The sequence below is a fragment of the Flavobacterium psychrotrophum genome (genome assembly GCF_003403075.1).
Taxonomy (GTDB): domain Bacteria; phylum Bacteroidota; class Bacteroidia; order Flavobacteriales; family Flavobacteriaceae; genus Flavobacterium; species Flavobacterium psychrotrophum.
On record NZ_CP031557.1, the window covers coordinates 4,092,357 to 4,106,146 of the forward strand.

At 43.8% G+C, this 13,790-nt stretch carries 11 protein-coding genes; 3 read left to right on the top strand and 8 right to left on the bottom strand.

Features of this window, described 5'->3' with window-relative positions:
* Positions 1–56: 56 nt before the first annotated feature.
* The 3 genes from DYH63_RS17695 to DYH63_RS17705 all read left to right on the top strand — a co-directional run bounded on the left by DYH63_RS17695 (position 57) and on the right by DYH63_RS17705 (position 4,070).
* On the top strand, positions 57–1,445 hold the full coding sequence (locus DYH63_RS17695; RefSeq protein ID WP_116790064.1) for an RtcB family protein: 1,389 nt from the start codon (positions 57–59) through the stop codon (positions 1,443–1,445).
* Positions 1,446–1,571: 126 nt separating this feature from the next.
* Complete coding sequence (gene trhO / locus DYH63_RS17700) at positions 1,572–2,918, top strand: oxygen-dependent tRNA uridine(34) hydroxylase TrhO (protein WP_116790065.1); 1,347 nt, start codon at positions 1,572–1,574, stop codon at positions 2,916–2,918.
* A 117-nt stretch (positions 2,919–3,035) separates the two neighbouring features.
* The gene (locus DYH63_RS17705; RefSeq protein WP_116790066.1) at positions 3,036–4,070 is read left to right on the top strand and encodes a radical SAM protein; all 1,035 of its coding nucleotides are present in this window, start codon (positions 3,036–3,038) and stop codon (positions 4,068–4,070) included.
* A 112-nt stretch (positions 4,071–4,182) separates the two neighbouring features.
* On the opposite strand, the gene DYH63_RS17710 is transcribed toward DYH63_RS17705, so the two are convergent.
* The 8 genes from DYH63_RS17710 to DYH63_RS17745 all read right to left on the bottom strand — a co-directional run bounded on the left by DYH63_RS17710 (position 4,183) and on the right by DYH63_RS17745 (position 13,579).
* The gene (locus DYH63_RS17710) at positions 4,183–5,475 is read right to left on the bottom strand and encodes a murein hydrolase activator EnvC family protein (RefSeq protein ID WP_116790067.1); all 1,293 of its coding nucleotides are present in this window, start codon (positions 5,473–5,475) and stop codon (positions 4,183–4,185) included.
* 28 nt (positions 5,476–5,503) lie between these two features.
* Positions 5,504–6,286: a lipoprotein insertase outer membrane protein LolB1 gene (lolB1, locus tag DYH63_RS17715; protein WP_116790068.1), complete on the bottom strand. Its 783-nt coding sequence runs from the start codon at positions 6,284–6,286 to the stop codon at positions 5,504–5,506.
* Positions 6,287–6,314: 28 nt separating this feature from the next.
* Positions 6,315–7,616 carry a tetratricopeptide repeat protein gene (locus DYH63_RS17720; protein ID WP_116790069.1) on the bottom strand — a complete coding sequence of 434 codons (1,302 nt, stop codon included), beginning with the start codon at positions 7,614–7,616 and terminating at the stop codon, positions 6,315–6,317.
* Between the two features lie 7 nt (positions 7,617–7,623).
* Positions 7,624–8,634, bottom strand: a complete 1,011-nt coding sequence (locus DYH63_RS17725; protein WP_116790070.1) for a sugar nucleotidyltransferase — start codon at positions 8,632–8,634, stop codon at positions 7,624–7,626.
* Between the two features lie 34 nt (positions 8,635–8,668).
* Positions 8,669–9,109, bottom strand: coding sequence for a dUTP diphosphatase (gene dut, locus DYH63_RS17730; RefSeq protein WP_116790071.1), 441 nt, complete (start codon positions 9,107–9,109; stop codon positions 8,669–8,671).
* Positions 9,110–9,121: 12 nt separating this feature from the next.
* Positions 9,122–10,579, bottom strand: coding sequence for a lipopolysaccharide biosynthesis protein (locus DYH63_RS17735; protein ID WP_116790072.1), 1,458 nt, complete (start codon positions 10,577–10,579; stop codon positions 9,122–9,124).
* Positions 10,580–10,753: 174 nt separating this feature from the next.
* A complete protein-coding gene (locus tag DYH63_RS17740) occupies positions 10,754–12,622 on the bottom strand; it encodes an OmpA family protein (protein WP_116790073.1) in 1,869 nt (622 codons plus the stop codon).
* Positions 12,623–12,643: 21 nt separating this feature from the next.
* Positions 12,644–13,579 (bottom strand): PorP/SprF family type IX secretion system membrane protein, encoded by a 936-nt coding sequence (locus tag DYH63_RS17745; protein WP_116790074.1) that lies wholly within the window; start codon positions 13,577–13,579, stop codon positions 12,644–12,646.
* Positions 13,580–13,790 lie beyond the last annotated feature (211 nt).

The following is a 13,790-nucleotide window of genomic DNA, read 5'->3' on the forward strand; positions in this document are numbered from 1 at the left end:
CGCAGATACATTGCGCACTTGGTATATTTCTTTGCATCAGTAAAATAATAAAGACCATGAAAACAATTACCGGAACTGAATTAATTGCTTTAGGTTACAAACCCGGAAAATGGTTTGCCGAAGCATTAGCACACATTAATGAAAACAATTTAAGCGAAGACGAAATGAGCATATACCTGGAACAATTCAGGCTGCCCGAACCGTTGCCGCTTCACGCTGAGCCAACAGAATTTATAATAAACATAAGAGCCGAACATGAAAGTGAAGTGGACAACGTAGAGAAGGTAATCAATACAATGAATACCCTTATGAAAACACCAACTTTAGTTGCCGGTGCCATAATGCCCGATGCGTGCCCTACCGGTCCGGAAGGCCATATTCCTGTGGGTGGTGTTGTAGTGGCAAAAAACGCAATACATCCGGGGTTTCACAGCGCAGATATTTGCTGCTCTGTAATGCTGACCGATTTTGGTAAAGCCAATCCTAAAACCGTTTTAGATACAGCGCAGGCCATCACTCATTTTGGTTACGGTGGCAGGCCAAGGGGGGAGCAGATGCCAATGTCTGACGAATTAATGGACGCGTTTAGGAAGAACTTCTTCCTGAACGATGAAAAACTAATAAGCACCGCCCGTTCCCACATGGGTACTCAGGGAGATGGTAACCACTTCCTGTTTATAGGGATTTCTAAGAATACCGGCAACACCATGTTAGTTACCCATCACGGGTCAAGAGCTCCTGGTGCCGTGTTATATGATAAGGGAATGAAGGTTGCAAACCGTTTCAGGATAGAGCTATCTCCCGATACCCTTAAAGAAAATGCCTGGATTCCGTTTGAAACCGAAGAAGGCCAGAAATACTGGGAGGCATTACAGTTAATAAGGGCATGGACAAAGGAAAACCATGAGTCTATTCATAACGCTGTTTTACAAAAATTAAATATCGAAAAACAGGACAGGTACTGGAACGAACATAACTTTGTATTTAGGGATGGTGATTTATTTTACCACGCAAAAGGGGCAACTCCGCTAGACGATAAATTTTTGCCGGATATTACAGGACCGAGGTTAATTCCCCTGAATATGGCAGAGCCTGTATTGATTGTTCAGGGAACAACAAACGGCAGAAATTTAGGTTTTGCCCCTCACGGAGCAGGGAGGAACTACAGCAGGACGTTCCATAAAAAATCTCTTGCCCATAAAACGGTTGACGAGATTTTTGCCGAAGAAACCCAGGGATTAGACATAAGGTTTTTTAGCAACGAAATTGATATTTCTGAACTGCCAAGTGCCTACAAAAGTGCTAAAAATGTAAGGACACAAATTGAAGAATACGGGCTTTGCGAAGTGCTGGACGAAGTGATGCCTTACGGATGTATTATGGCTGGGGACGTTCAAAAAAGCGCACCGTGGAGGAACAAAAAGAAGTACCGTGTGAGAAAATAAAACCATTTTTCGGGCAACTAACAACCGATAACCACCAACCAAATAAATTTTTTTTACCTTTGCTGCGGTTCCGCCAATAGGAGCCGCAGCATATTTTTATTTCTTACTAACTTAATTTGTGATAGCATGCAACTGTATAACACATTAAGCGCAGAAGAAAGGGCCGCTCTTATAGAAGATAGCGGCAAGCAGCGCCTAACGCTGTCTTTCTACGCCTACGCGCACATCGAAGACCCTAAACAATTTCGCGATTCATTATTCATGGCCTGGAACCGGCTTGAGGTACTGGGGCGTATCTACGTGGCTAAAGAAGGTATTAACGCCCAGCTTTCGCTCCCGGCAGATAACTTCTATACCTTTAAAGACCACCTTGATACCATACCGTTTCTTAAAGACATTCGCCTGAATGTGGCAGTAGAGCACGACGACCTTTCGTTTCTGAAACTGACCATTAAAGTGCGCGATAAAATTGTGGCCGATGGTCTTGATGATGCGTCTTTTGACGTGACTAATAAGGGCATACACTTAGGCGCGGCAGATTTTAACCAGATGCTGGAAGACCCTAATACCATAGTAGTCGATTTCCGTAACCATTATGAAAGTGAGATAGGGCATTTCCGCGGGGCATTAACACCTGACGTAGAAACATTCCGTGAGTCATTGCCAATTATCGAAGGACAATTATCAGACCATAAAGAAGACAAAAACCTGCTGATGTACTGCACAGGCGGTATTCGATGCGAGAAGGCTTCGGCATTCTTTAAACACAAAGGTTTTAAAAATGTATACCAGCTTGAAGGCGGTATTATTGAATATACCCGTCAGGTAAAAGAAGAAGGTTTAGAAAGTAAATTTATAGGCAAGAACTTTGTATTCGACGGTCGCCTGGGCGAACGAATTACAGATGATATCCTTTCGCAATGCCACCAGTGCGGCAAACCGTGCGACAACCATACAAACTGTGCTAACGAGGCCTGCCACCTGCTGTTCATCCAGTGTGATGAGTGCCAGTCGAGCATGCACAACACCTGTTCGCCAGAATGTCTGGAGATAATACAACTACCGGAAGAAGAACAAAAAGCGCTGCGCCGTGGTGTAAATAAAGGCAATATGATTTTCCGAAAAGGCAAGAGCGACAAACTGGCCTTTAAACAAAGTGGTGCATTAAGCGACACCCCAATTGCTACCGCCACAAAACCAGTACGCGCACGCATTCGCAAAACACTTATTGGCAAAGGCGAGCACTACTACCCTAAAGCAGGTGTAGGCCAGTTTACCATAGAGCAGGGCGAACTGAAAGCCGGCGATAAAATTATCATTTCGGGTCCTACCACAGGCGAGCAGCAGCTTACTGTTGAAGCGCTTCGTGTAAACGGTGCCGAGGGCGATACTGCAACTGCCGGAGATAAGGTTACGTTTAACCTGCCGTTCAGAATCAGATTGTCAGACAAACTGTATAAGGTGATAGGGTAGTAATATCTTAAAAGAAATAACCGGGAGGCACGAAGATGCACAAAGTAACGTTACATAACGGTATATTTGTGTGGCTTTGTGCCTCCTTTGTGTAACTTTGCGATACAACCTACTGCTATGGATATTTACAAATTACTAAAATTCAACCAGTTTATAAAAAGCCACCGTATTAAGTTCCTTGGGCTTTGGGTGCTTTCTGTGCTTAACAAGCGCTACCTGGCTATACAAATGGATCCGGTGCTGGCCTGTAACCTGCGTTGCAAAATGTGTTATTTTACCGATGCTGAGTTTGTAAAGACCCATATGAAAGGGATGTTTAAAGAAGATGACCTTGAGCCACTGGCTAAAGCCGTTTTTAAAAATGCCCTTAAGTTACAAATAGGCTGTGGTGCAGAACCTACGCTGTTTAAGCACAATACCCGACTTATTCAACTGGCCAAAGAAAATAAAGTACCTTACATTAGTATGGTAACCAATGGCAATTTGCTAAGCGCAGCAGATATTTCGGCATTTGCCGAAGCGGGGCTTAATGAGATCATCATGAGTATGCACGGTGTGCATAAAGAGAGTTACGAAAACCTTATGGATAAAGGTAATTACGAAAAGTTCCGTGATGTTTTAAAGGCCATTACCGACCAAAAAAAGAAGACTCCGGGTTTCCGCCTGCGTATAAACTACACGTTCAATACCGATAATTTTTATGAGCTACAGGATTTCTTTACACTCTTTGGCGAGTATGCGATAGACATTATCCAGTTCAGGCCCATTGACAAGATAGGCGAAACCACCTACAGTAACTTTAGCCTGCGCGATATTGAAACCGATTATAACAAAGTACTGGCACCGCTGAGAACCGAAGCTGCCAAACGGGATATAACTATACTGGCGCCACAATCTGTTGTTCGTAACGAAGCCGAATCGCTGGTGGTAAAAACAAGTAATGACAGCTCTTACATACAGCCCTATACCTACTACTATATTTCGCCTCGTTACTCCTGGAAAGATGGTTATGACTGGCGTACAGAAACCTTTGCTTCATGGCAAAAACGCACCGGATGGAACAATATACTGCTTAGAAATGTGCTACGTTCGCGCAAGGCGCTGGAAAGCCCTAACCGAAATATGCTGAACTATTCTGTAGACATCAATTAGTCTATTTTTCCTGAAGTTAATAAAGCACTTTTTATCACATACTTAAACAAAAAACACCTGTCAGGTACTTCTTAAACCTGACAGGTGTTTTTTGTTTAATGCGTTTGTTATACTACTTAACAAGCCATAGCGAAGGGTTTTGCAACTTGTCGTTTTGCGATACTATAAACTTAAGTATCGGCTGGCCTTCATAATCTTCTCCTACATTGCCTATTTTCTGGTTGATAGATACCTTGTCGCCCGGGCTTACATCTACACTACGCAGGTTAGAGTATATGGTAAGAAAATCTCCGTGCTGCACACAGACGGTTTTATTATTACTGCGCAATACCTGTATACTTAATACCTCGCCGCTAAACACTGCCTTTACAGGGGCACTTGGCTTTGTCCTGAAGTCTATACCGTGGTTGTTGATCTCAACACCGTCTATAACCGGGTGCGCCTGCTTGCCATACCCCAATGCTATATAACCTTCTACAGGCCATGGCAACCTGCCCTTATTAGCTTTAAAGTTATCAGATATTACCTTGCCCTCTTTAGTAAGCATGATCTTGGATGAAGAAGCTTTAGCCTCGGCAGGTTTTGAAGCGGTTGCTTTTCTACTTTCTGATGCCGAAGATGATGCGGCGCTCTTAGCTTCCGCAGCCTTTTTTGCCGCAGCAGCCTTTCTGTTGGCTTCGGCTATCGCGGCACGTATCATTGCATCGATCTTGCGGTCTATTTCACGGCTTTCTTTTTGTTTGCTCTTAACTTCGGCAGTATATTTTTTCTTGTCTTTCTGTATTACTTTAGCCAGTTTCTTCTGCTCTTCCCGGTCTCCTTCCAGCTCCTGCTTATCTTTACGGCTTTCAGCCAGTAACTTTTCCTTGTCCTTTTTTTGTACACCCAGTTTTTCCTGTAGCATTTCAAGCTCTTTCATCTTGTCGCGTATCTCTTCTCCCTGCACCTTTCTAAAGCTGGCATACTGCTTCATGTATTGCACCCTTTTATAAGCCTCCAGGAAATTATCTGACGAAAGTATAAACATTATACGGCTTTGGTCAGATCTGCTCTTATACGCGTTTAAAAGCGTTTTGGCATAGTCTTCTTTTAATACTACAAGCTGCTTATTCAGCTTATTTATCTTAAGCTGGTTAAGGTAAATGTCATCGGTAAGCAAACGGGTTTGCTTTTGGGTGGTATTAATAAGCTTTTCACTAAGCTTTATCTTAGCCTCATTATCGGCAATTTTGCTGAGCACCGATTTTTCTTTAGAGCTTTCACCCTTAATAAGGCTATTAAGTGCCTTTATTTCACGCTGTATTTCTGCCTTGCGTACTTCCAGCTTTTTTTGCTGGTCGCCGCCCTGGGCCATTGCCACAGCGCCATAGCCTAAAAGAAAAAGGGTGAGCAATAATTGTTTCATGCCGATTGTTAAGGTTCTGTTTTTCTGGTTATTCTATAAATATCTGTTCGTATCCCTCTGGTACCTCATAAGGAAACGTCAGTTTCTCGTCAAATTTTACCGACGCATATACAATATCTATATTTACGCGGTCTTTTTGTTCTGCCTCTATTTTAATACCCGATGGCAGTATGGCCTGCGGATATTCATGATGCGACGGGTAAGCAATATCAAGGCTGCGTGGCTGCTGGCCACCCTGTTCTATATGTTGCTTTTTAAGCAGGTAGTTAGCACCCTCAAATAAAAACTCTTTAATAATACCGCCACTTGCCTTGCCTGTAAGCTTGTACTGCCCATTATCTATCGCAGATTTATAAGATCCTTTTGTAAGGTCGTCCAGTGCTTCGCCTATAAGCATATTTTGTACTTTGGTAAAATCAAGATCCGTACCCAGCCAGCGGCTCAGCACGGCATAATTACCTTTAAAGTAGGTGCCGTTTATCTTCTCATAATAGGTTACCTCCTGTGGTGTTATAAGCGCTTTAGCCATAGTAATGCCCAGAAAGCGTACACTTACCAGTATGGTTTCATCTTTTTTGATACGTATCTCTGCCGATACGTTTTGCGATTGCTTATGGTCTTTGTACGCTGCATCTGCCTTTATAAGCAGGGTACTAAAATTGTGTGGGTTTTTATAATGCCCTGCAATAATTTCTTTACTGCCTTTATCTTCGCCGGCAGTACCCTCTGCCACTGTAGCGGCAGACTGCTTGCTTTTGCACGACGAAAAAAGCGTTCCCGCAGCGAATAGTACAATTAAAATCTTTTTCATAACAATTTATTTTTTAGACGGATGGTTTTTAGCTTTTACCCAGGGCTTTCCTGGTAACATCAAGCTGTTGTTTAAATTTGGCTAACAGCGCCGCATCCTCCACTACAAAGTCCATACCGCTTTCTAAATAATCTTTTGCTTTTGCATATTGCTGCTGCCTGTTAGCAGCAAGGCCGGCATAATAGTACAATGATGCCTGCGTAGGGTACAGGTCAATATACTTTGTAGCCGTTTTATACAATTTATCGTTTTGCGCGCCTTCAGCATAGGTAAAGAGTAATAGCTCCACCCCTTCCGGGTCATCCTCTTTTTGGGCTATCCCTTTTTCAAAATAGCGTATCGCCTCGGCATAATTTTTTTTATTGAAGAAAAACTTGCCCACCTCTTTCGGAACATTTATCGTACGATCGTTCTCAAAATGACTCACTGCCTTTTCGAGCTGTGGCAAATAAGCCGGATTGTTATTGGCAAAGATCAGGAACTCATTGAGCACCCTGTGCTTTATCTTGCTGTCTATCTTTCGGCTGCCCAAAACCTGCATCATGCTCTGCACTGCCTTCTCCCCATCGTTATTATTAATGTGAAATTTAAACAGGCTTATTTGTGCCCAGTCGCTTGTAGGTATTTCTTTCTCCAGCCTGCGGGCTACCTCTTCGGCCTTTGCCTCCTGGCTGCTTTCGCTGTACAGGTAGATCAGGTCGATATAGTTAGCCTCGTTCTTAGGGTCTTTTTTAATGGCGGCCTCCAGTGTCTCCTTTTTTGGTGCAGACAGTTTACCATCAGATAGTATTTGCAGGCGGTACATTTCGCGTTTTTCGCTCATGCCCACCGTTTGTTCCATCTCGTTAATCACAGCCAGTGCCTTATCATACTGCTGGGTGTACATATACAGCGACACTAGGTCTTCCTGATAATATGCCTTGCGCCACTCCATCAGCTTTTGCACAATGGTTATGGCACGGGTAAAATCTTTCTGCTCATAATACACATCATAAAGCCCCTGCCAGTACCAGCGGTTTGCCGGATCCAGTTCGGTAGCCTTTTTAAAGGCCCTTTCGGCTTCCAGATAGTTTTTGAGCGAAATGTAATTCCTGCCCAGTTCGCTATACACCACAGCATTGTCTGGCTCTTTGCCAAGGCATTTTTGTAGTGCCGCTATGGCCTTATCATAATTCTCGATCCCTTTTTGTTTTAGCGACTCATAAAAGCTGTCTTCAAATTCGTTGCTCTTCAGCGCAATATCTTCGGGTGCTTCCTGTGCATACAGCATTACAGGCCCCAGTAAGGAGCCCGACAGTAGCATGCCGCTAAATAGGATTTTAAATTTCATATCTGTATTATTCTAAAACCGAGTAATCGCCAATGCTTACTGCGGTAAATTTACCATTAAACACCGCATGGTTGCCTATCATGGCATTATCAAGCTGTGCATTAGTGATAACTGCATTAGTTTGCACAAGGCTGTTTTTTATGGTACTATCGGCCACTTTAGTATTATCGCCAAGCGAAACATTAGGCCCCACTGTACTGTTTTTAAGTACTACACCTTCGCCAATATAGCATGGCGGAATAATGGTACTGTTCTCCAAAGTTACGGTATCTGATACCAGGTTTTTGCCATCATTATGCAAAAAGTTAAGCATACGGCTGTTAGTCTCTACCGTAACATCTTTGTTACCGCAGTCCATCCAGTGGTCTACCTTACCGGGTACAAATTTCATACCTTTCAGTTTCATGTTCTCAAGGCCGTCAGTAAGCTGGTATTCGCCACCCTTCATAATGTCATTATCCAGCAAGTACTGCAATTCAGCTCGAAGCGTTTCACCACTTTTAAAGTAATAAATACCTATAATGGCAAGGTCGCTTACAAATTCTTTTGGCTTCTCAACAAAATCAGTAATCTCATTCTTATCGTTAAGCTGCACTACCCCAAAGGCACTTGGGTCATCTACACGTTGCACCCATATAACGCTGTCTGCCGTAGTATCTAACGTAAAATCGGCACGGAATAGTGTATCGGCATACGCCACTACAACCGGGCCTGTCATACTCTCCTTAGCGCTCATAATAGCATGGGCAGTACCCAGCGGTTTCTCCTGATAATAGATGCTGCCCTTAGCACCAAGCTTTTCGGCAATGGCTATAAGGTCTTTCTCTACCTGGGTTCCAAAATCTTTGTGTATAATAAATGCTATCTCTTCGATATCGCGGTTAATAACCGATGCTATATCTTCTACAAGGCGGTGCACTATGGGCTTGCCTGCTATAGGAATTAACGGTTTAGGTACGGTAAGCGTATGTGGGCGCAGGCGCGATCCTCTGCCTGCCATGGGAACTATGATCTTCATTTTCTTATTTGTGTTCTATATTATAAATCAGGAATTACTTTACCCCTGTGCTGCCAAAGCCTCCGGCACCACGAACGGTATCGCTTAGCTCTTCGGCTTCCAGCCATTCGGCACGTTCATGTTTTGCAATGATAAGCTGTGCTATGCGCTCGCCATTCTCTACTACAAAGGCCTGATTTGATAAATTTACTAAAATTACACCAACTTCACCACGATAGTCGGCATCAATCGTACCCGGGCTGTTAAGCACTGTTACGCCATTTTTAGCAGCCAGACCACTACGTGGTCTTACCTGCGCTTCAAAACCAATAGGAAGCTCTATAAAAAGGCCTGTTTTTATTATAGCACGTTCAAGCGGGGCAAGCGTTACCGGAGCATCTAAAACAGCACGCAGGTCCATACCGGCAGATGCTATGGTTTCGTAATTAGGAAGGGCGTGGCCCGATTTATTGATAACTTTTATAGTTACTGACATTACTGTTGTATTTTATTTTTTGATGAATTTTAAAAGAGTGTTTTTTTCGTTGCGATAAATGAGCCATATAAAGCCCAGGAATGCTATAATTCCAAAAGCGTATGTATGGCGTAACACCGGAACGTAAAATGAAATGGCGCTTAGTAAAACTGAAAGCCCCAGGTATAGCCCGATGCGCTTTAGATCGTATGGAATAGGGTAATACTTTGCCCCTACAAAATAACTTACCAGCATCATGGTGCTATAAGCCGCAACGGTGGCAATTGCAGAGCCTGTATATCCCCAAACAGGGATAAGCGCAAAGTTGAATGCCAGTGTTACAACCGCACCAATGGCAGAGATGTAAGCACCCATTTTTGTTTTATCTGACAATTTATACCATACAGAAAGGTTGTTGTATATGCCAAGGCAAAAGTTTGCCAGTATAATTAGCGGCACCACCTTCATACCGTCCCAGTAAGCAGGATCGCGAATGATGAGCACTTTAAGAAGGTCCGCAAAAACAATAACTCCCAAGAGAATTACCGACCCAAGTATTACAAAGTATTTAGTTATTACCGCATAGGTTTCCCTTGCATTTTCTTTGCCCGCCTGGCTAAAGAAAAACGGCTCTATACCCAGCCTGAATGCTGTAGTAAACAGGGTCATAAATACAGCCAGCTTGTAGCAGGCAGAATAAATACCTATCTGGCTTTCGGGAACATTAAGATATCCTAAAAGCGGACGGTCAAAGGTTTCATTTATGGCAAAAGCAATACCCGCAAGCATTACCGGTAATGAATAGCGCATCATCTTTTTCCAGAGCGGGAAATTAAAGTGCCATGAAAGCCTTAAGTAGTGCGGCGCAAGCATTACCAGTGCCGACAGGCTTGAGATAACCCCGGCAAGAAACACATAACCCACCTGAAAATCCCGGATATAAATACTGGCCCAGATACTGTCAGGGTAAGCATTTGCAAGGTCGCGTAGCCAAACAAGGAAAAAGAAATTAAGTAAAAGGTAAAAAACAACGCTGCCCACTTTTACAACCGCATAAAAAATAGGCCGCCCATCTGCCCGAAGTTTAGAGAAAGGCGCTATAGTTAACGCATCTAGAACCAAAACCCAGATTATATAGCTGATGTACTCCCTGTCAATTTTAAGCACATCTGCAAGGTTATTCCGAAATACTAATGCTATGCCTAAAAATGCAAGCGATGACCAGAATAATGAAATGGTAGACGTACTTACTACGTCTTTCTTATTTTCTGTATTATAAAACCTGAAAAAAGATGTTTCCATGCCATAAGCCAGCAATACATTTAAAAATACCAGCCATGAAAAATTGATCGATACCTGCGCATACTTAACCGGATCCATTACCCCGGGAGTGGTATGCAGTGGCGTAATTATAAAGCTGAACATACGGGGCACTACCGTGGCAATACCGTAAATGGCTGTTTGCTGAAACAACTTTTTATAGAGGCTCAAATTGTGCGCGTTTTTTAATGATTAGCAAAAATAGGTATAATTTATTCTATTATAAAAAATGCAACGCCAAACAATAGCGGTATATTTTAATAGTGCGGTATTTATTTAAAGCAAAATGCCCCCACGCTTGTGGCGTGGGGGCATTATTATTTGGAATTACTGTGACGCGGTAAATTACTGCTTCACGATAAGGAATTCACTCCTCCTGTTTTGTGCGTGCTCTTCCTGAGTACACTCTGTGCACTTCACTTTAGGCTCGCTCTCGCCATAGCCTTTGCCTGAGATACGCTCTTTAGCAATGCCTTTTGAGATGATGTACTGTACCGTACTCTTTGCCCTGCGGTTAGACAGGCTCATGTTGTACTGGTCACTGCCACGGCTGTCGGTGTGAGACTTAACCAATACCACAAGGGCCGGGTTGTTTTTCATCGCGGCTACCGCCTTGTCAAGCTCAAAGGCTGCTTCTTTGGTGATGTTACTCTTGTCGTATTCAAAGAATATTTCATTAAGCACGATCTCTGTTGGTTTTACGATCGTTTCGATCGGGTCAAGGTTAGCATTTACCGTTACCTCTCCGCCTGCGGTCTTGGCTACCGGGAAGGTGTTGTTTACATAACCTTCTGCACTGGCCTGTACCGTGTACGGCCTGTCACAGTCGATGTTGTAGTTTACCTGCCCTTTATTGTCTGCCGTGCGGGTTTCGATAACATTGCCTTTTTCATCTACTATAGCCACTTTGGCTGCTGCTATGGCTTTGCCTGTTTTCGAGTCCCTGACCATTACAATCGCTTCTACACCACATACCGGGGTGGCAAGGTAGATCTTGTCAAAACCGTCACGGTTACTTGAGAAGAAACCAATTTTCTTTGTGTCATTAAACGTAAAGGCGAAGTCGTCCTTGCCGGTGTTAATCGGCTGGCCTACGTTCTGTGCCTCGGTGCCTTTTTTAAGGTCGATCACATAAACGTCTAATGCGCCAAAGCCTTTCCTGCCATCGGTCGAGAAGTATAGCTTGTCACTATCGGTGATGTAAGGGAAGCTTTCCCTGCCTTCGGTGTTTACCTTCGGGCCTAGGTTCTGTGGCTCGCCATAACTGTTATTGCCCTTGATCTCTACTTTCCAGATGTCGTTGCTGCCACCCATCGAGCCTTCACGGTCCGAGGCGAAGTACAGCCATTTGCCGTCTTTGCTTACTGATGGGTTGCCTGTACTCCAGGTCTTGCCGTTAAATGGCAGTTCCTCGATGTTGCCCCACTTGCCGTTGACTTTTGTGGCTTTGTACAGGTATACCTGACCTTGCTTGCTGTTGCTTTCCTTGTCTTTTACATATTGTTTCTTTTCTTTAAAGCTCTCGCTTGAAAAGTACAGGGTATTGCCGTCAGGGCTTACCGAAGCAGGGCCGTCATGCCATTTACTGTTCACATCGCTTACCGGGGTGGGTTCGCTGATCGTACCGTTGGCATTATAGGTGGCCTGGTACAAATCAAGGAACGGCTCATCGTTGGCTCCATAGGTTTTCCTTGCCGTGTTCCTTGCGCTGGTAAAGTACAAGGTGTTGTCATTGGTCAGTACCGCACCAAAGCTGCCGTATTTCTTGTCGTTGATGTCCAGTACCTTTTCATCAAAAAGTTTGGCCTGGTTACGGAGCTTAGGCAGGTAGTTTGGGTCTTGTTTAAAGGTTACCGCCCTTTGGTCGTTGGGTGCCAGTTGTGCAAACTTCTGCATCTGCACGTTGCTCTCCTCATACTTGCCTTCTGCTTTAAGCATCTGCGCATATTTGTAGTACGTCTCGGCATCCTGTGGCGTTTTAGTGGCTTCTGCAAACCATTTTACCGCTTCCTTGCTGTTGAACATATTGTAGTAGCTCTCGGCAAGTTGCTTTGCTACGTAGTTGTCTTTCTTTTTTACTTTTAGGTAGGCTTGCGCCGCGTCTACATACTCAAGCCTCGCAAATAGTTTGTCGGCAGCCTTCGTTTCTTCGCTCTGCGCCATCGCCGAACCGGCTACAAGCAGAAAGCCAAGGGTAAGATATAAATTTTTCATGGTCCTGTCTTTTGCTTTTGGTTAGAAATAACGTGGTGAACGTGATACTTTTTTCGGGAAGTTGACATCAAAGAGCAGCATGATCTCGTGTGAGGCAGGTGTGGTTACCTTCAGGTCGGATACGATGTGGTCGTATGCATAGCCAATCCTCAGATTCGGTGTGATGGCATAGTTTACCATACCACCCCATGAATCGTCTAACCTGTAAGTGGCTCCGATCTCAAATTTCTCAAAGAACAGCGCGTTTAGTGAACCGTCGATAGACGGGTCTACACCAAAGGCTGATTTTACCATGAACGAGGGCTTCAGCTTGAAGTTGTCGGTTACCTGGAATACGTAACCTCCTGTTAAAAAGTAGTGCGATACTTCTGAACCAAAACGGTAGTCGGTACCGCTTTGGGTAAGGTCAAGGTGTTTGCTCTTTAGCATGTTGGGTACCGAAAACGCTAAGTAGTAGTTATCGGTGTAGTAGAACACTCCTGTTCCTATGTTAAAGTAGGTGTTGTTTACGTTTTCTGCAAATGCAGGGTCATTAGGGTCCGGTACAAAGCCGTTGCCAATATCGCTGAACAATCCTACTTTATGGAAGGTAGCGCCCGCCTTTAAGCCAAGGGCAAGCCTGTGCGCGCCACCAAGTTTCAGCGTGTAGCTGAAATCGGCATATACATTGGTTTCATTCACCGGACCGATCTTATCGGTGATCGCCGATAAGCCCAATCCTACATTTTTGCCCACAGGGCTGTGGCCTGAAAACGTGCCCGTGCTCGGGGCTCCGTCTACATCTACCCACTGCTTGCGGTATAAAAGCCCAAAGGCTAAGTTCTCCTTGCTGCCAGCGTATGCAGGGTTGATTACGTTCATGTTGTACATGTACTGTGTGTAGTGCGGGTCCTGCTGTGCTACAGCATCCGTAAACCCTACAAAGGCCAGTAATGCCGCCAGGTATAGTTTTTTCATTATTTTTTGGTTTTCTTTTTATTAGTTTATATGGCCGAGATAATTCCCTATTAAAACTATTACGCTGTAAATATCAGCAAAATTGTAATAATATTTAAACAATTAGAAAATTTTAATAATTATTTTCCTAAAAGTTACATTTTGATAAAATTAGGGTAAAAAACCTCTAAAGTAACACACCCTCCCCATATACCGGGGAGGAGCATGTTAA

Excerpts from the sequence above, each read along its gene's own strand:
- dut (WP_116790071.1), bottom strand. The coding sequence starts at position 9,109 with ATGTCAGTAACTATAAAAGTTATCAATAAATCGGGCCACGCCCTTCCT.
- trhO (WP_116790065.1), top strand. The coding sequence starts at position 1,572 with ATGCAACTGTATAACACATTAAGCGCAGAAGAAAGGGCCGCTCTTATA.
- DYH63_RS17740 (WP_116790073.1), bottom strand. The coding sequence starts at position 12,622 with ATGAAAAATTTATATCTTACCCTTGGCTTTCTGCTTGTAGCCGGTTCG.
- lolB1 (WP_116790068.1), bottom strand. The coding sequence starts at position 6,286 with ATGAAAAAGATTTTAATTGTACTATTCGCTGCGGGAACGCTTTTTTCG.
- DYH63_RS17720 (WP_116790069.1), bottom strand. The coding sequence starts at position 7,616 with ATGAAATTTAAAATCCTATTTAGCGGCATGCTACTGTCGGGCTCCTTA.
- DYH63_RS17695 (WP_116790064.1), top strand. The coding sequence starts at position 57 with ATGAAAACAATTACCGGAACTGAATTAATTGCTTTAGGTTACAAACCC.
- DYH63_RS17710 (WP_116790067.1), bottom strand. The coding sequence starts at position 5,475 with ATGAAACAATTATTGCTCACCCTTTTTCTTTTAGGCTATGGCGCTGTG.
- DYH63_RS17745 (WP_116790074.1), bottom strand. The coding sequence starts at position 13,579 with ATGAAAAAACTATACCTGGCGGCATTACTGGCCTTTGTAGGGTTTACG.
- DYH63_RS17705 (WP_116790066.1), top strand. The coding sequence starts at position 3,036 with ATGGATATTTACAAATTACTAAAATTCAACCAGTTTATAAAAAGCCAC.
- DYH63_RS17725 (WP_116790070.1), bottom strand. The coding sequence starts at position 8,634 with ATGAAGATCATAGTTCCCATGGCAGGCAGAGGATCGCGCCTGCGCCCA.